15 protein-coding genes are annotated in these 16432 nt (G+C 70.4%); 3 read left to right on the top strand and 12 right to left on the bottom strand.

The features are described from left to right. Window positions 1-4: 4 nt before the first annotated feature. The 11 genes from ID554_RS00355 to ID554_RS00305 are packed head-to-tail and all read right to left on the bottom strand — an operon-like array spanning window position 5 to window position 12316. Window positions 5-973 (bottom strand): aldo/keto reductase, encoded by a 969-nt coding sequence (locus ID554_RS00355; protein ID WP_117230736.1) that lies wholly within the window; start codon window positions 971-973, stop codon window positions 5-7. Further along, window positions 966-1712 (bottom strand): SDR family NAD(P)-dependent oxidoreductase, encoded by a 747-nt coding sequence (locus ID554_RS00350; RefSeq protein WP_191088687.1) that lies wholly within the window; start codon window positions 1710-1712, stop codon window positions 966-968. Before ID554_RS00350 ends, ID554_RS00355 begins: the two co-directional genes overlap by 8 nt. Continuing rightward, window positions 1705-2601 (bottom strand): sugar phosphate isomerase/epimerase family protein, encoded by an 897-nt coding sequence (locus tag ID554_RS00345; protein ID WP_158573840.1) that lies wholly within the window; start codon window positions 2599-2601, stop codon window positions 1705-1707. The genes ID554_RS00350 and ID554_RS00345 overlap by 8 nt, the downstream gene beginning before the upstream one ends. Continuing rightward, the gene (locus ID554_RS00340; RefSeq protein ID WP_117230734.1) at window positions 2598-4064 is read right to left on the bottom strand and encodes a hypothetical protein; all 1467 of its coding nucleotides are present in this window, start codon (window positions 4062-4064) and stop codon (window positions 2598-2600) included. The genes ID554_RS00345 and ID554_RS00340 overlap by 4 nt, the downstream gene beginning before the upstream one ends. Continuing rightward, complete coding sequence (locus ID554_RS00335) at window positions 4061-4963, bottom strand: dihydrodipicolinate synthase family protein (protein WP_158573839.1); 903 nt, start codon at window positions 4961-4963, stop codon at window positions 4061-4063. Before ID554_RS00335 ends, ID554_RS00340 begins: the two co-directional genes overlap by 4 nt. Further along, window positions 4938-5963, bottom strand: a complete 1026-nt coding sequence (locus ID554_RS00330; protein ID WP_117230732.1) for a hydroxyacid dehydrogenase — start codon at window positions 5961-5963, stop codon at window positions 4938-4940. Before ID554_RS00330 ends, ID554_RS00335 begins: the two co-directional genes overlap by 26 nt. Then, on the bottom strand, window positions 5960-6889 hold the full coding sequence (locus ID554_RS00325; protein ID WP_158573838.1) for a 2-hydroxyacid dehydrogenase: 930 nt from the start codon (window positions 6887-6889) through the stop codon (window positions 5960-5962). The genes ID554_RS00330 and ID554_RS00325 overlap by 4 nt, the downstream gene beginning before the upstream one ends. Further along, window positions 6886-8202 carry a neutral/alkaline non-lysosomal ceramidase N-terminal domain-containing protein gene (locus ID554_RS00320; RefSeq protein ID WP_117230730.1) on the bottom strand — a complete coding sequence of 439 codons (1317 nt, stop codon included), beginning with the start codon at window positions 8200-8202 and terminating at the stop codon, window positions 6886-6888. The genes ID554_RS00325 and ID554_RS00320 overlap by 4 nt, the downstream gene beginning before the upstream one ends. Window positions 8203-8216: 14 nt before the next feature. Next, the gene (locus tag ID554_RS00315; RefSeq protein WP_117230729.1) at window positions 8217-9602 is read right to left on the bottom strand and encodes an aspartate aminotransferase family protein; all 1386 of its coding nucleotides are present in this window, start codon (window positions 9600-9602) and stop codon (window positions 8217-8219) included. Window positions 9603-9652: 50 nt separating this feature from the next. Next, on the bottom strand, window positions 9653-11464 hold the full coding sequence (locus tag ID554_RS00310; RefSeq protein WP_117230728.1) for a thiamine pyrophosphate-binding protein: 1812 nt from the start codon (window positions 11462-11464) through the stop codon (window positions 9653-9655). A 48-nt stretch (window positions 11465-11512) separates the two neighbouring features. Further along, window positions 11513-12316 carry an IclR family transcriptional regulator gene (locus ID554_RS00305; protein ID WP_158573837.1) on the bottom strand — a complete coding sequence of 268 codons (804 nt, stop codon included), beginning with the start codon at window positions 12314-12316 and terminating at the stop codon, window positions 11513-11515. 262 nt (window positions 12317-12578) lie between these two features. Between ID554_RS00305 and ID554_RS00300 the strand changes: the two genes are divergently transcribed. The 3 genes from ID554_RS00300 (at window position 12579) to ID554_RS00290 (ending at window position 15788) form a co-directional block, all read left to right on the top strand. Continuing rightward, entirely contained in the window at window positions 12579-13913 is a 1335-nt protein-coding gene (locus ID554_RS00300) for an ABC transporter substrate-binding protein (RefSeq protein ID WP_158573836.1), read from the top strand. Continuing rightward, a complete protein-coding gene (locus tag ID554_RS00295) occupies window positions 13910-14848 on the top strand; it encodes a carbohydrate ABC transporter permease (RefSeq protein WP_117230725.1) in 939 nt (312 codons plus the stop codon). The genes ID554_RS00300 and ID554_RS00295 overlap by 4 nt, the downstream gene beginning before the upstream one ends. Before the next feature lie 97 nt (window positions 14849-14945). Then, entirely contained in the window at window positions 14946-15788 is an 843-nt protein-coding gene (locus ID554_RS00290) for a carbohydrate ABC transporter permease (protein ID WP_191088686.1), read from the top strand. Between the two features lie 115 nt (window positions 15789-15903). Here ID554_RS00290 and ID554_RS00285 read toward each other — a convergent pair whose 3' ends face one another. Further along, window positions 15904-16098, bottom strand: coding sequence for an SH3 domain-containing protein (locus tag ID554_RS00285; RefSeq protein ID WP_325051150.1), 195 nt, complete (start codon window positions 16096-16098; stop codon window positions 15904-15906). Between the last annotated feature and the right edge of the window lie 334 nt (window positions 16099-16432).

Below are 16432 nucleotides of genomic sequence, written 5' to 3'. Positions count from 1 at the left end.
GTCATCACCCGGCAATCCGGCTGGCGGATTCGAGAGCGGTGAGTTCGGCGGGTGTCAGGGCGAGTTCGGCGAAGGCCATGAGCTCGGCCAACTGCTCCGGGGTGCGTGCGCTCGCGATCGGCGCGACGACCGTCGGCTGGTGGGCGAGCCAGGCCAGCGCCACCGCGCCGACGGCCACCGCCCGCTGGTCGGCGATCGCCCGCAAGGCGTCGATGACCTGTTGGCCGGCGCCGTCGCGATAGCGGCTCGCCGCTGCGGCGCGGGGACCTGTCGAGGTTGACCGGTCGTCGTACTTGCCGGTCAGAAACCCGCTCGCCAGGGCGTAGTAGGGGAAACATGCCAGGTCGTGCCGGGCCACCACGGGTCGAAGCTGCGTCTCGTACGCCGCCCGTTCGACGAGGTTGTAGTGGGTCTGCAACGCCACGAACGGTGCCCAGCCGTTCGCCGAGGCAGTCTTCAACGCGTCGGTCAGCCGTTCGGCGCCGTAGTTCGACGCGGCGACGTATCGGACCTTGCCCGCCCGTACGAGACCGTCGAAGGCGTCCAGCGTCGCGTCGAGGTCGGTCTCCGGATCGTCCATGTGGGCGTACAGCAGGTCGATGTAGTCGGTGCCGAGTCGGCGCAGCGAAGCGTCGACGGCGGCACGGACGGTGTGGGGCGCCAGGCCGGTGAGGCCCGGCTTACGGCCGCACTTGGTCGCGATCACCACGTCGCCACGGTCGACGCCGGTGGACAACCACCCGCCGATGATCGTCTCCGATTCGCCGCCGACGTTACCGGCGACCCAGGATGAGTACTGGTCCGCGGTGTCGATGAAGTTGCCGCCGGCCGAGCGGTAGGCGTCCAGAATGGTGCGGGACTGTTGCTCGTCACAGGTCCAGCCCAACACGTTGCCGCCGAAGCAGAGCGGGGCGACCTGGAGTTCGGTGCCGGTGACCGCCCGGCGGGCGGCGAGTGCGTGGTGGTCAGACAAGGGTTCGACCTCCGTCGACGTGGATGACCTGTCCGGTGAGGTAGGCGGATCGGGGCGAGGCCAGCAGCGCGACGATGCCCTGGACGTCGTCGACCGCTCCGAGGCGTCCGCTCGGCACGAGGCCGGTGAGCGTCTCCTCGACACCCGGCCGGGCCAGGTGCTGGCGGGTCAGTCCGGTGGGCGTGTAGCCCGGGGCGATCGTGTTGACGGTGACGCCGTACGGCGCCCATTCGTTGGCCATGACCCGCGCGAGCTGGTTGAGCGCGCCCTTGGATGCGGCGTACGGCCCGTGGTCGCGATGGGCCAGCGTGCCCGCGACGGACGAGAAGAGGATGAGCCGACCGTCGCCCTGTGCCGTCATGATGCCGCCGGTCACCTGCGCGAAGTGGAACGCCGAGTCGAGGTTGACGGCGAGCAGGTCACGCCAACCGTCCGGGGTGACGGACAGGATGGGCCGGCGGTCGTTGACGCCCACCGCGTGAACGGCCACGTCCAGCCCGCCCAGCCGGCCGACCAGTTCGTCGACGGCGGCGCGGACCGCCGAACGATCCGTGAGGTCCGCCACGTGTGTGTGCAGGTCCGGATGGCTGGTCGCCGCTGCCCGTAGGGTCTCTGCCGACCGGTCCACGGCCGCGCAGACGCAGCCCAACTCGGTCAGGGCCGTGAGCACCGCGCCGCCGAGCCCGCCGGCCCCGGCAACCAGGACCCGCCGGCCGGCCAGTCCCCACCAGTCAGTCATCTGAGGTCTCCGCTCCGTACGCCGCGGCGATCAGCCGGCGGATCGCGTCCATGCTCGTCTCGCACCACAATGCGAGCAGTTCCGGATCGATGAACGGGTCGAGGACGAGCCAACCGTCGTACCCGTCGGCGGCGAGCCGGCCGATCAGCGCTGGCCAGCCGACCGCGCCCGCGCCGACGACGACCGGCAGAAACGGCCCTTCGAGCCCGTCGACGAGGAGCCGGTTCGCGGCCGGGTCGTCGCGTCGGGTCTCGTCGAAGCGGACGCAGTCCTTGGCGTGCACCGCGCCGATGTGGTCACGCAGCCGCTCGTACGCCTCCGGGAAAGCCGGTTCGCCGACCGTCACGAAGTTCGCCGGGTCGTAGCAGATGCGCAGGCCGTCGGAGCCGGTGCGCCGGGCGAGCGCCACCAGGCTCTCCACCGATCGCGACGGGTTGACGCCGTGGCCGTCCTCGCGGCGCTGGTCGAGGTTGTTCTCCACGAGCACCGTGAGGCCACGGTCACGGGCCTCGTCGAGCAGCGGCGCGAGCCGATCGGCCAGGATGGCCACGGCCTCGGCCCGGGTCCGCACATCGGGCGTGGCGCAGTACACCTGCACGGCTGGCGCGCCGAGTGCGACCGCGTCGTCCATGGCGCCGACGACCAGGCGCCGGCTGACCTCCGGCCGCTCGGTGCCGCCGAGCCGGATCTCACCGCTGGGCACGTTGACGCAGCAGACGCTCATTCCCGCGTGGTCGAGCAACCGGCGGTAGGTGCCGATCGGATGTGATCCGCGGTTCCACGGCCAGTAGTCGATGCCCACCACGCCGAGGTCGCAGGCGAACGACAGCAGATCCTCGGGGGAGTAGTCGTCGAAGGCGAACCCCGACAGCGCGATCTTCGGGCTCACCGGGTCACCTCCACGCGCTGCAACTCGGCGAGCACGTCGAGGCCGGTGGCGACGAGGTGCTTCTCCCACTCCGGTGTCGGCCCGGCGGGCCGCAGATAGTTCTGGTGCGACTCGATCTCGTACCCGCCCTGCTCGAAGGCGGCCGCGGTGGGCACGTAGAACAGCACGCCGTTGGTGTAGCCGCTGACCAGGGTGGTGCGGAAGGGGGATCCGGCGCGGATCCGCAGCCCGATCTCGACGAAGAGTTCGGCGGGGATGCCGAGCAGGGCGAGGTCGCCGATCCGGATGCCCTGGACCTCGACGTCGATGGTGGGCGTCCGGTCGTCCCTGGCGGCCGCCAACTGCATGCCCGTCCAGATCACCCGCCGTCGCGCCCGCAGCCGCGTCGGCAGGTCGGACTCCTGCCGGCGTACGGCGTCGAGGTGGTCGACGGCCGCGGTGTACTCGGCGTGGGCCTCGTCGGCGCTGGGCGGCTCCCGCAGCGGAAGGGTGATGGTGGTGGAGATGCTGGCCAGGATGGGGTCGTGCCGCGGGGCGTCCCGGTACACCCAGCCGGTGACCGAGGAGGTCGACGTGGACGAGCGCCAGTGCACCCGGTGATCGCGGCGCCGGTGTCGCACCAGTCGCTGATACACCCGGACCGCTTCGCAGCCCAGCTCCGTACCCAGCCGATCGGCCTCGCGGATGCCGTCGTCGCCGGTGACGATGCCGCAGAGCGGATCGATGTCGCCTGCGCAGCCCTGCAGGAACAGTGCCGTGGCGCCGGTGAGCTGCTCGACGACCGCGCGGGCGGCGCCGACGAAGTCGGGCGAGATCAGGCCCGACTTGGGGCCGAGCACGTCCGGGTGGCAGGAGTAGTGCACCACTGCCGCGATCGGCCGACCCCCGGGCTCGTCGAAACGCACGACGCCGACGGTCGGGTCGGTGACCCCGTCCGGGTTCTCGCCCAGCAGGAGATTGCCGTCGGGGCCGACCTCGCGCCGGTTGACCCCGATGGTGACGCTGCCGGTACCGTGCCCGGCGACTGCGGGGCGGGCGTCGGCCAGGGCGGCGGTGCTGACGCGGACCGCCTCCTCGACGAGCGTGCGGAAGTACCGGTCGACCAGCTCCACCTGGTCGGCCTCGGTCTGCGGATCGAACTCCTGGGCCCTCGGTGTCGCCGGCGTGGCATGCGAGTGACTGACGTTGACGTAGATGGCGGCTGGCCCGGTCTGGTCGACGATGGCCGCCCGGAGCAGGGTGACCTCCTCTGGCGCCAGGTGGACGAGGTCGCAGGCGAGGATGATGACGGTGCTCCGGCCGTCCAGCAGGGCCAGTGCGGTGAGGGAGAGCGGCCGGTCGACCGCCGTCGAGCCGCCCTCGCGCAGGGTGCCGGTGAGGCGTAACCCCACCGGCGGGCTGATGTCGGTGCGGGCCACGCCCACCCGAAACGGTGCGGCGGTGTGGTCGTCCTGGACCGTCATGCTGATCCCTCCGGGTCTGTCAGCGGGGTGAGCGCGGCGAGCGCGGTGCCCAGGGCTTCGAGCTGGTCGGCTGCCGGGGCTACCAGGGGCAGGCCGACCCGGTCGGAGGCGATGACGCCCCAGTGGCACAGCACGGCCTTGATGGCGCAGATCGCGGTCGCGGTGCCGGACGTGGCCCGCACGTGGGCGGTGAGCGCCTCGCATCCGGAGATCGTCTTCACGTCTTCCCGTACCGTGCCGCTCTCGCCGAAGAAGGCCCGCCGGCAGGCGGCCGGTACCAGGTTGGCCATGGCCGGGACCACGCCGTGCGCGCCGACGTCGGCCGCCACGTCCACCAGGGTCCGGGTGCCCATCAGCATCGTGAACGGGTCGGGCCCGGTCGCCTCGCGGGTCCGGTCGGCGACCAGCCGGAACCACTGGAGGTTGGGCTGCGAGTCCTTCATGCCCTGCAACACCCCGTCCGCGGCCAACGCCACGATGCTCGCGGCGTCCAGTGGCGGCTGGACGTTCTGCGGGATGTGGTAAGCGAAGAGCGGAACGTCGCCGAGGGCGTCCTTCGTCGTCCGGTAGTGCCGGTCGATCTCGGCGGGACTGTGCGGGTGGTAGAAGGGCGGGGTCGCCGCCACACCGTCGGCGCCGGCGCGTACCGCGTCCCGGCCGGTCCGGATCGTGAGCGCCGTGCCCGGCTGACTGACGTTGACCACCACCGGAACCCGGCCGGCGACCTCGTCGCAGACCGCCTCGACCAGGCTGGCCCGCGCGCCGGCGTCGAGCGCGGCGAACTCGCCGGAGGTGCCGAGCAGCCACAACCCGTCCACCCCGGCGGAGAGCAGTACGCGGGTCAGGCGGCGGGCCGAGTCCTCGTCCACCGTCTCATCGGGACACATCGGGGTGATCATCGGCGCGATGACACCGCGCAACCGGAGGTTCGTCACAGGTACTCCCAGCATCGATGAGATAGGGCACCGGGCGGGTAGGAGGACGACCGTCGAGAACGGCCAGCACGTCGGTGACGACACCGACCGACATGCGACGGGCGGCCTCCTCGGTCAGCGCGGCGCTGTGTGGGGTGAGGACGGTGTGGGGGGCCGAGAGGATCGGCGCGTCCGGCGCGGGCGGCTCCTGCTCGAACACGTCGAGGGCGGCACCGGCGATCGTGCCGTCGGCCAGTGCCGCGGCCAGTGCCGCCTCGTCGACCACGGCGCCCCGGGAGACGTTGACCAGCAAGGCGTGCGGTCGCATCAGGCGCAGTTGTGCGGCGCCGATCAGGTGGCGGGTCGTCGGCGTCAGCGGGACGTGGACGGTGACGACGTCGCTGGTGCGTAACAGGTCGGCAAGGCTCGCCGGTGACCCGGGCACCCGGCCGGTGGTTTCGGGCCCGACGAACGGGTCGTGGTAGCGCACCCGCATGTCCAGGCCATAGCCGCAGATGGACGCCACAGCGCGGCCGATGGCGCCGAACCCGACGACGCCGATGCTCGCGCCGGCGAGTTCGACACCGCCGAGCACGTCGCGGACGGCCCAGTCGTGGCTCCGTACCGCGCGGTCCTGCGCGGGCAGCCGGCGGGCCAGCGAGAGCAGTACGGCGACGGTGTGTTCGGCGACGGAGCGGGCGTTGAGCCCGGCGGTGTTGACGACGGTGACCCCGTTCTCGGCCGCGGCCGCCAGGTCGATGTTGTCCACGCCCGCGCCGTACCGGCCGACCACCCTCAACCGCCGGGCACGGGTGAAGAACTCTCGACCGAGCCGGCCACGGGCGCGGAGGATCACCGCGTCGGCGTACCCGGCGTGCGCCAGCAGGGCGGTGGGATCGGCGGCGACCGTCACCGCCGCCCGTTCGTCCAGCAACCGACGTCCGTCGGGGTGGATGGGCTCGGAGAGCAGCACGACGGGCGTCATCCCGTCACGTCCGCTGGGCAGCCAGATCGGACGAACGCCCAGGCGTTGTCGAGCGCTGCGTCGACCGCCCGTCGGCGTACCTCGGCGGGGCCTGCGGCGACGTGCGGGCTGAGCACCACGTTGTCGAGACGCAACAGCGGGTGGTCGGCGGGTGGCGGCTCGGGTTCGAAGACGTCCAGCCCGGCGCCGGCGATCGTTCCAGCGGCCAGCGCCTCGGCAAGCGCGGCGTGGTCGACGAGGCCGCCTCGGGCGGTGTTGACCAGGATCGCCGAGGTCTTCATGGCGGCGAGCGCGAACCGGTCGATCGTGGGCGGCGCACCCCGGTCGTACCGGCGATGCAGGCTGACCACGTCGGCGCGGGCGAGCAGGTCCGCCAGGGAGGTGAGCTGTACCGCCTGGGTCTCGGTCGCCCACCGCACCGAGTCCTCCCGGTCGGCGGTGGCCAGCACCGGCATGCCGAACGCGGCACCGAGCCGGGCGACTCGCCGGCCGACGGCGCCGAGCCCGACGACGCCGAGTGTCCGGGACGCCAGCGTGGTGCCCCAGACGTCGGGTGGCGGTGCCGCCTGGCGGACGCGGCGGTCGGCCCGCAGCAGGCTTCGGCTGACCGTGAGGATGAGCGCGAAGGTGTGCTCGGCGATGGCGTCCGTGCCGTAGTCGGTGATGTTGCTGACCCGTATCCCGAGGGCGGCGGCGCGGTCGAGATCGACGAGGTCCCAGACGCCCGTGCCGGAGAAGGACAGCAGACATCCCGCCGGCACGAGCGCGAGCAGCCGGTCGTCGACGGGCTCGTCGACGCAGAGGGCCGACGGTGCCGCGACGGCGCCCGATTCCAGCAGCGCGGAGAGGGATGCGTAGGTGACCGTTGGTCCGTCCCGGTCGACGGCGGGCCAGCGCGTCGGTACGTACACGGTTCCCGGGCTCACCGTGCCACCCCCGCCTTGCCGGGACCGAGGGGTACGGATGCCGCCAGCGCGGCGGCCTCGTCGAGCACCCGCTCGACGCCGTCGGAGCTGAGCGGGGTCGCGATGCTCTCGTACCGGTTCCTGGCCATCTCCTCCGGCGGAGGCAGATAGCCCGGGTAGTCGTTGGCGTAGCCGGCGACCCGGAGCACGGCGTGCGGACCGCTGGCCTGGAGCCGAAGCGCGGTCTCGACGAACGGCTCACCGGGGATGCCCAGCAGGACCAGGGGGCCGAGCCGGAGCAGCGACACCTCGATCGACAGCCGCCGGGTGGCACGCCACCCGGCGGCCACGGCGGGACTGTGCGTGATGTGCCGCAGCAGCCGGTCGAGCTGATCGGCCGGTTTCAGCGGCGCCTCGACCGTCCTGATGCTCCCGCCGACGTCCTGTTCCGGCCGTAGCACACCGGTGGGCGTCACCGCGGCGGTGCGCAGCACCTCACCCGCGAGCGCGGTCGCGAAGCGCGCTGCGGCCGGAAACGAGCGAACCCGGGGTGCCTGGCTGTGCCGGCCGGCGAGGACGACGTTCTCGGCGGTGGTGTAGGGGAAGGCACGGGGGTTGATGTTGCCGGCCGCGCCGTTGAGGAACAGGGCCACCCGGGGCCCGCCCGGTACCGCCTCAAGCAGCGACGAGCACAGGCCGGGGAACTCGCCGGAGATCGACCGATTGTGCGCGCCGATGATGACCGGATGGCTCGCGAACCCGTAGACGAGCGCCAGGCAGGTGCCGTCGGCGCGGTCGAACCGCAGCACGGGCACGTCGGGATCGACCGGCCCTGCGGCATCCCGCCGGTTGATCGTGAGGTCGGGCAGGTGTCCGACATGGACCCCGGCGGTTGCCGGTTCGCGACTGCCCACCGCGGCGTCGACGGCCCGCACGACCGAGTCCACGACGGACGCCGGCACGTCGGGGTCGACCGGCGCCCAGTGGCCGGTGAAATCCGGGCCGGAGTGGTTGTGGGTCGCGACGAGCATCAGGTTGCGCTCCGGGATGCCGTGCGCGTCGCGGACCCGTCGCCGGACCTCTGCGGTGACCGCCGCGGTGACGAGGCACACGTCCAACGACACCAGCACGGCGGTGTGCGGGCCGGCCGTCACCGCCACCGCGCGGGCGAAGGTCGGATCGGCCACGTCGACGGAGTCGCTGCTACGACCGACGTAACCGGTGTGATCGGGCGGGCCGCCGTCGATCGGACGGATGATCGGGTAACCGGCCATGGGAACGGCCGAGCGGGGAGTGATGTCGATCCGCCCGACGCCTACCTGGAGGGAGCTCATCGCGTCAACCGTCCCTACCCGATGCGGAACTGGTTCTCCATGCGGCCGACGGCCGCATCGAAGATGTCCAGCGCCCGGTCGGCAAGGTCCCGGGTCATGACCAGTGGGGGAGTGATCCGCATGATCGGCGCGGCGCTGGCCACCAGGATGCCGTGGCTCACCAGGTCCCGGTACAGGAACTCGGCGGCCTCCTGGCTGATCCGCTCCTTCGTCTGGCGGTCGGTGACGAACTCGACCGCCATCAGCATGCCCCGGCCCCGGACGTCGCCCATCGACAGGTGTCTGGACTGTAGCTCTTCGAGACGACCCTTGATGTGGGCACCGACCACCGCGGCGTTCTCGATGAGGTTCTCGTTCACGATGGTGATCAACGTGGCCAGGCCGGCGGCGGCGGAAACCGGACTGCCGCCGTACGTGCTCGTGCCACCGTTGTGCTGAGCCCACGGCAACGACGACATGACCCGCTCCGACGAGGCGACGACGCCGAGCGGGAAACCAGAACCGATGCCCTTGCCCATGGTCATGATGTCGGGCTTGATGTCGTAATGCTCGGAGGCCCACATCTTGCCGGTACGGCCGGCCGAGGTGAGCACCTCGTCGATGAAGAGCAGGATGTCGTTGCGGCGGCAGAACTCCTGGATCTTCGCGAAGTACTCGGGTGGCGGCACGATGGCGCCGCCGGCGCCCTGGATCGCCTCGGCCACCACGGCGGCGACGTTTCCGGTGGTCTCCTGCTCGAAGACGTTCTCGATGAAGTCGGCGCACTTCGCGCCGCAGGTGTCGGGCTCCAGCATGAGCGGACACCGGTAGCAGTATGCGTTCGGCGTCTGGTAGAAGCCGCTGACGAGCGGTCCGAACCCCTTCTTGTAACCGCCGCCCATCAACGACATGGCACCCATCGTCTTGCCGTGGAAGGCACGGTAGAGCGAGATGAACTCCGTCCGGCCGGTGTGCGACTTGGCCAGCCGCAGACCGGCCTCCACGGTCTCGGCGCCGGAGGTGTACATCTGCACCTTGTCGAGCCCGTCCGGCAGCACCGACACCAGGTGATCCAGGAAGTCCGCGCGGGACGCCGAAGTGTAGTCGTAGATGTGGATGAACTTGTCGATCTCCGTCTTGATCGCCTCGACGACGCGGGGATGCGCGTGCCCGGTCACCGTGACCACGGTGCCGGAGCTGAAGTCGATGAAGACATTGCCGTCGACGTCCTCCACCAGGGCACCGAAGCCCTGGTGGACCGCGATGCCGGACAACGTCGACAGCGCTGACAGCCCCGGTGAGCTGTGGGCGCTCTCCCGGCCGGTCAGCTCCCGCGAGCGGGGGCCGGGGACCTCGGTCAGCAGCCGCGGCAGGTCGCTCGCGGCCAGGTCGCGCAGGTGCGTCGGTGACTCAGCGGTCATCGGTCCTCCAACGGTCGTCGATTTCCGGCGGGACGGGATCGGAGAACAGGTCAGGCGTTCCGGTTGCCGGACAGGATGTCGTTGACGTCCCACCTACCGCTCGCGCGGGTGCGTGGAGCCGGTTCGGTGTGCACGTCGAGTACGTATGGCCGGCCCGAGTCCAACGCTGCGCGCAGCGCCGGTTTGAGGTCGGCCGGGTCGGTGACGACGGCGCCCAGCGCGCCACAGGCCGCCGCGAGCGCGGCGAAGTCGGGGTTGTACGGCTGGCCGTCCGGCGTACGGAAGGTCGTCCCCAGCGCGCCGAGTCGGTGCTTGTGCTGGTATACCGAGATCGAGCTGTAGCCGAAGTTGTTCATCACGACCCAGACGACGGGGATGTCGTGCTCGACTGCGGTGATGACGGCGCTCAGAATCGAGGTGAAGGCGCCGTCGCCGACCTCCGCCACGACGGCCCGGTCCGGCGCGCCGACCTTGGCGCCCAGCGCCGCCGCGACGGAACCGCCCATCGTGCCCCAGCCGGAGGCCACATAGTGGTCGCGCGCTTCGTAGACGTCGAACTGCTGGGCCACCTGGTGGCGGATGCCGACGTCGGTCAGGAAGATCCCGTCGCGGGGCAGCACCTCACGGATGTCGCCCAGCAGGCGTTCGACCGCGATGGGCGTGGCGTCGCTGCGCCGAGCCTCGGCGATGTCGGCACGCCAGGCGCGGATCTCGTCGCGGATCGTGGCGAACCGTGCGGACGACTCCCAGTCGCGGCGCGGCGTGGCTGCCCGGACCTCACCGAGGAGTTGCTCGACGAACGCGCCGACCTCGGCGACCACGCCCACCGCCACCGGGTAGGCCCGGCCGATCTGGGTGGCGTCCAGGTCCACCTGGACGACCTGGGTGGGTGGAACCCGGAACGACACGTCGTGGTCGTACGAACTGGTCTCCATCTCACCGAACCGGGTACCGAGGGCGAGGACGACGTCCGCGCTGTTGACGAGCTGGTGGGCCAGCGGGGTGCCGACGGTCGCGGTGTAGCCGGCACAGAGCCGGTGGTCCTGGGGGATGGCGCCCTGCCCGGACATCGTCGTCACGACCGGCACGCCCAGGTGCTCGGCCAGCGCGACTAGCGAGTCACGTGCACCCGACCGGGCGGCGCCCCCGCCGGCGTAGACGACCGGGCGCTCGGCGTCGATCAGCATCCGGGCGACGCGGGACACCTGACCCTCGGCGGCGTAGCGTCGCCGATCGGCCGGCAGCCGCTGCGCGGCCACGTGGATCTCGTCGGAGAAGGTGGCGGAGAAGAAGTTCATCGGCACGTCGAGCAGCACCGGACCGGGCTGGTCGGCCAGGGCGACCTGGCACGCCCGGCCCGCGATGTCGGCGAGCCCTTCGCGGCTGGCCACCTTCCAGGCACGCTTCACCAGTGGACGCACCATCTCCACCTGCTGAGCCTCACCATGGAGGTCGAGTTCCTGGAAGCCGCCCCGCCCGGCCAGGTACGACGGCACGTCGCCGGCGACCACCACCATGCCGGCGCCGTCGAGGGCGGCGTCGCCGATCCCGGTGAGGGCGTTCGTCAGACCGGGACCGATGGTGGTCAGCACCGCCGCCAGCTCGCCGGTGGCCCGGAAGTAGCCGTCCGCGGCGTGCGCGGCCACCTGCTCGTGGCGGACCCCGATGAAGGTCAACGACGACTGTTCGATCGCGCCCAGCATCGCCAGGTTGGTATGGCCGCACATACCGAAGACGAACCGCACGCCGTACGCCTCAAGGGTCTCGACGATGGCCTGCGCGCCGGACCGGACCCGGCCCCGGTGGCCGTTCTCGTCGATCGCCTCGGGGAGCACACCACGTGCCCGCACTGCCTCAACCACCAGATCCTCCTGTCGTCGTTTCCTGCCGTCGTTCCTGGCCGGCGGCGGTCAGCGGACCGCGGGCGCCAGCTCGGCGCCGAGTTCGGTGACCGCCTTCGAAAGCAGACGCGTGGCGTCGTTGAGCTGCTCGCCGGCGAGCCGCCAACTCGGTCCGCTGATGCCCAGGGCACCCACGACGGCGCCGTTGCTGGCCCGTACCGGCGCGGCCACGCACGTCAGGCCCTCGTCCCATTCGCCGACGTCGACTGCGAACCCGTCGGCCCGGATCTGCGCGAGCTGGGCCACGAAGGTGTCGAGTTCCGTCACCGTGTGCCGGGTACGGGAGGCCATCCCGGCCCGCGTCAGGAGTCGTCGGAGGTCGCTCTCGTCCATCCAGGCGACGATCGCCTTGCCCATCGCGGTGGCGTTGATCGGACGGTGTGAGCCGATCGGCGACAGCGACTTGACCGGCTGGGGCGACTCGATCCGGTCGACGTAGAGGACCTGATGCATGTCGAGGACGCCCAGGTAGGACGACTCCCCGACGCGCAGTGTCAGATCTTCGAGATAGGGGCGGCTGGTGACGCGTAGGTGACTGTGGGCGAGGGCCTGCCCGCCGATGGAGAACAGCCGCATGCCCACCCGGTAACGGCGTAGGCCGTCCTGCTCGACGAAGCCGCGCACCTCGAGGTTGTGCAGCACCCGGGCCACGGTCGACTTCGGCAGACCGAGCCGGTCGGCGAGCTCAGTCAGTGTCTGACCGACCTCCGGTGCTTCGGCGCTGAGTGTTTCGAGCACATCCAACGCGCGCTGGATCGACTGCGACAGGACTGTCGCCTGCGCTGCTGCCGCGGCTCCCTGTTGGGTGGCCACCCTGCCTCCTGAACTGCCAACTGGACGGTTTTGGAACTTGGTTCCAGAACGCAGGCTAGGGGTAATTGGGCAGGTAGTCAATGCTCTGATCATGGGAAATCAATGCTTGACGGGATGCTAGAGCCGGTTTAGTTTGGCACCCGTTACCAGATTGGCGATGATCTGCCTGGTAGCCCCGTCCGCGCCTCGCCTTGGTAGTGCCCAGATGACCATCCGCCGCCGGCGAACCGCCGTGCAGGCGACGCGAAAGGACCGAACGCAGATGGACAAAGGAGTTCACACAGGGCTGCCCCGTGGCCTGTCGCGCCGATCGTTCCTCGGGGTCGGCGGTGCCGCGCTGGTGGCCACCGCGTTGTCAGCCTGTGGTCGCGGGTCCGGTGGCGGCTCCGCCGCGAGCCTGACCTACCACACGCCGTCGTTCGGCGTCGAGCAGATCACGCCCTACCTGGCAACCTTCACCCAGCAGTACGGCAGCTCGGTGACCACGTCCGCCGTGCCGAGGGACTACCACCCGACGACCGAGACGCGGCTGCGCGCCGGCACCGACCTCACCGTCGTCACCTGCGACGACGGCTACCCACAGAAGTGGTTGAAGGAGGGTTGGCTGGTCGCCGTCGAGGACGCGATGGACCTGTCGAAGATCAAGAACGACATGTACCCGTCGCTGCTCGAGTCGGTCACCGACGGCGGCAAGGTGGTGGCCCTGCCCGGCAACGGCCTGACCAAGGTCATGGTCTTCAACGAGAGTGTGCTGGGTGCCGGCGGCTTCGATCCGGCCGACGACTGGGAGGAGTTCTTCACCCAGCTCACCGCCCTCAAACGCGCGGGCGCCGCACAGTACCCGTTCGTGCCGATGTGGACGAAGGCGTACAGCCTCATCACGTACTTCGCGATCGGCGACAGCTATTCGCGGGGTGCGCAGGAGTGGTTTGATCCGCAGACGCTGAGCCCGCGTTACCAGGACGACCCGGCCGTCATCGAGACCATCGAGTTCTGGCGGCGCATGTGGGCCGCCGAGCTGGTGCCGCCGGACGTGCTGACGGCCGACCACAACGCCACCCTGGAGATCTTCGCGGCCGGCAACGCCGCCTACTTCCAGCACAACATCTCCCAGGTCCTGCCGGTGCTCAACCTCGACACGACGAAGTACGCGAACGTCGCCGGAAAGATCAAGCTGATGATGTATCCGGGCGCCACCCACGAGTGCCTGACCGGCTCGAACTGGGTCTGTCTGACCAGGTCCGGCGCCGAGGCGGAGAACGGCCCCGACCTGGCGCGCTTTCTCGGGGCGCTGGACCGGGACGACACGTACCTGATACCCACCCGCTACCGCGCGATCGACCTCGGCGTCGAACCGGGCTACGCCCCGGTGTTCGACGACCCGGATGTGACCGCCAAGTGGAGCACCTTCAGCGATCCCGCGCTGGTGGCCGAGCAGAAGTCGAAGTCACGGCTGCTGGGACCGGTGATCCAGCAGTCGTGGTTCACCGAGTGGCTCGACCGCACCGCGGCGGAGTTGCAGAACGCCCTGCTCGGCAGGACGAGCGTCAAGGAGGCTCTGGCCAACTCGGCGTCGTTCGCCCAGGAACAGCGATGACGGTTCGGTCCGCCCCGCGTGGGTGGTCGCCCGGTCCCGGGCGACCGCCCACGACAGCCACCCGGCGAGCCGCCCGACGGCGGCAGCGCCTCGGCGAGTTCGGGCTGATGGGCCCGGCCATCCTCGTCGTGCTGGGCGTGCTCTTCTATCCGCTGGTCTACTCGCTGTGGTTGAGCCTCACCGAGCGTAGCGATACCGGTCGCACCTTCGGCTTCGGCAACTACGCCGCCATGTTCGGCGATCCGATCCTGCCCACCGCCCTGCGGAACACGTTCCTGTTCGCGGTCATCGCGATCGCCGGCTCGATCATCCTCGGGCTGGCCATGGCGCTCCTGCTGAACATCCCGTCGCCGCTGCGCGGTGCCGCCCGAGTGGCCATGCTCATCCCCTGGTCGATGTCGCAGGTCGCGGTCGCCGTCATCTGGGGTTGGATCTACAACGGCTCGTACGGGGCACTGAACGGTCTGCTCTTCGACCTCGGCCTCATCGACGGGTATCGGGCCTGGCTCAACGACGGCACGACGGCATTCGTCCTGCTGGGCACGGCGTTCATCTGGAGCATCGCGCCGTACGCGACGTTGATCTTCCTGTCCGGGCTACAGGCGATCCCCAAGGAACAGTACGAGGCGGCGAAGATCGACCAGGCCAACGTCCTGCAACGCTTCCGGTACGTCACACTGCCGTGGCTGAGGAACAGCTTCGCCGTCGTGTTCGTCGTGGCCTCGCTGGAGGGCTTCCTTGCGTTCAGCCTCATCTACATGCTCACCAACGGTGGCCCCGGGTACGAGACGACGGTGCTCGCCTGGTGGGGCTACGCGACGATGTTCACCTACGGCGCGACCGAGAAGGGCGCCGCGATTCTCTACTTCCTGACGGCGATGGTGATGGCCGTCTCCCTTGTCTACATGCGGGCGCTGCGGCGTCCCGCCGTCTGAACCGGGAGCGGCGATGCAGGCGACTCCGACCCGTGCCGAGGAGGCCACCCCGAGCGCCGCCGCGCGGCGTAGGCCGCGCCGTCGGGGACGCTGGCGGATGGCCGGGGTGCTGGCCGGCGCAGTTCTGATCATTGTCTGGTCTGTCGCGCCGTTCCTCTGGCTCCTGCGCAGCAGTCTGTCCCCGTCGGGCGAGATGACCCGGGTACCCATCAGTTGGTGGCCCGAGACCGTGACGTTCGCCAGCTACGCCGACCTGCTGGCCGCGCTCTTCGCGCCCGGCGACGGTACGACGACCGCCCAGCTGATCGCCCTCGGCCTACAGAACAGCATGGTCGTCGGTGTCGTCGTCACCGTGATCAATGTCGTGCTGGGCTTCGCCGCGGCGTACGGCTTCTCCCGGGCCAGGGGCCGGGGGTGGTCGATGGCACTCAACGGGCTCATCATCTCCCGGATGGTGCCCATGTTCGCCATCATCATCCCGCTCTTCCTGCTGTTCAGCCGCGTGGGCATCTACGACACCTATCTTGCGCTCGTGCTCGCCGAGCTGGCGGTGACGCTGCCGTTCAGCATCTGGCTCATGAAGAGTTACCTCGACACGATCGATGTGGAGCTCGATGAACAGGCCCTGGTGGACGGCGCGACCAAGCCACAGATGCTTCGACTGATCATGCTGCCGGCGGCCCGCCCGGGTGTCGCCACCGCCGCCATCTTCACGTTCCTCACCAGCTGGAACTCCTTCATCTTTCCCCTGGTGCTGTCATCGAGCCCGACCGTGATGACAGTGCAGCCGCAGATCGCCGCCACCTACAGCGACATGCGCGCCGACTACGACGTGCTGTTCGCCAGCACCGTTCTCGCCTGCGTGCCCCCGATGATCCTCGCGTTCATCCTGCAGCGGCAGCTCACTCGGGGGCTGCTCTCCGGAGCGATAAAGGGCTGACCTGGGCCGGTCCAGTCCTTCCGCTCATGGTCCGCCACCTTCGTGATGGCACCGTCGAGGTATCGGACGCCATGCGTGGCCGTCGGTGCCGACCGCTGCCGGCCGACGCCGGGGGTCAGCACGCCAGGGTGGAGGTCGGTACGCCCGTCAGGCCGTCACTCCGGACGAAGCCGGTGACGCCGGTGCTGTTGTTCCTGACGTAGTACCAGCCCCACCCGTCGTCACCCACCGCGCCGCACCGCAGGGTCGCGCTCTGGCCCGCGTAGCCCAGGCCCAGCACGGTGCAGGTCGTCGACGGGCCGGTGCGCAGGCGGATCCGGTGCCCGAGAAGCCGACGCTGTACGGCTCGTATGCGCCGGGCAGCCAGCCGCAGCGCGGCGCCATCTCCGTGGCCGGGCCGGTGCCGGCTCGGTCGCCAGCGGAGATCCGCGCCGCCGGGGCGGTGCCATCCGTGCTACCGCCCGCACCCGGGGCGGTCGCGATCTGCGGGGCGGACTGCGCGGTCGCCGGGGCGGCGGCCACGACCGGCCCGACCAGCAGCGGTAGGCCGAGGGCCACGGCTTGCAGCGTGAACGGTGCGTCGACGCCCAACGCGAAGCAGTGCACGGAACCGGAGTGCGCATTCAGCCTCAGTGAGGGCCCCA

The organism is Micromonospora craniellae, assembly GCF_014764405.1.
Lineage (GTDB): Bacteria > Actinomycetota > Actinomycetes > Mycobacteriales > Micromonosporaceae > Micromonospora > Micromonospora craniellae.
This window is presented reverse-complemented; position numbering and strand designations above follow the sequence as displayed.

What these genes read in the sequence shown, in the direction of transcription:
- ID554_RS00315 (WP_117230729.1), bottom strand. Translation starts at nt 9,602, where the DNA reads ATGACCGCTGAGTCACCGACGCACCTGCGCGACCTGGCCGCGAGCGAC.
- ID554_RS00330 (WP_117230732.1), bottom strand. Translation starts at nt 5,963, where the DNA reads ATGACGCCCGTCGTGCTGCTCTCCGAGCCCATCCACCCCGACGGACGT.
- ID554_RS00295 (WP_117230725.1), top strand. Translation starts at nt 13,910, where the DNA reads ATGACGGTTCGGTCCGCCCCGCGTGGGTGGTCGCCCGGTCCCGGGCGA.
- ID554_RS00320 (WP_117230730.1), bottom strand. Translation starts at nt 8,202, where the DNA reads ATGAGCTCCCTCCAGGTAGGCGTCGGGCGGATCGACATCACTCCCCGC.
- ID554_RS00340 (WP_117230734.1), bottom strand. Translation starts at nt 4,064, where the DNA reads ATGACGGTCCAGGACGACCACACCGCCGCACCGTTTCGGGTGGGCGTG.
- ID554_RS00300 (WP_158573836.1), top strand. Translation starts at nt 12,579, where the DNA reads ATGGACAAAGGAGTTCACACAGGGCTGCCCCGTGGCCTGTCGCGCCGA.
- ID554_RS00350 (WP_191088687.1), bottom strand. Translation starts at nt 1,712, where the DNA reads ATGACTGACTGGTGGGGACTGGCCGGCCGGCGGGTCCTGGTTGCCGGG.
- ID554_RS00335 (WP_158573839.1), bottom strand. Translation starts at nt 4,963, where the DNA reads ATGATCACCCCGATGTGTCCCGATGAGACGGTGGACGAGGACTCGGCC.
- ID554_RS00290 (WP_191088686.1), top strand. Translation starts at nt 14,946, where the DNA reads ATGGCCGGGGTGCTGGCCGGCGCAGTTCTGATCATTGTCTGGTCTGTC.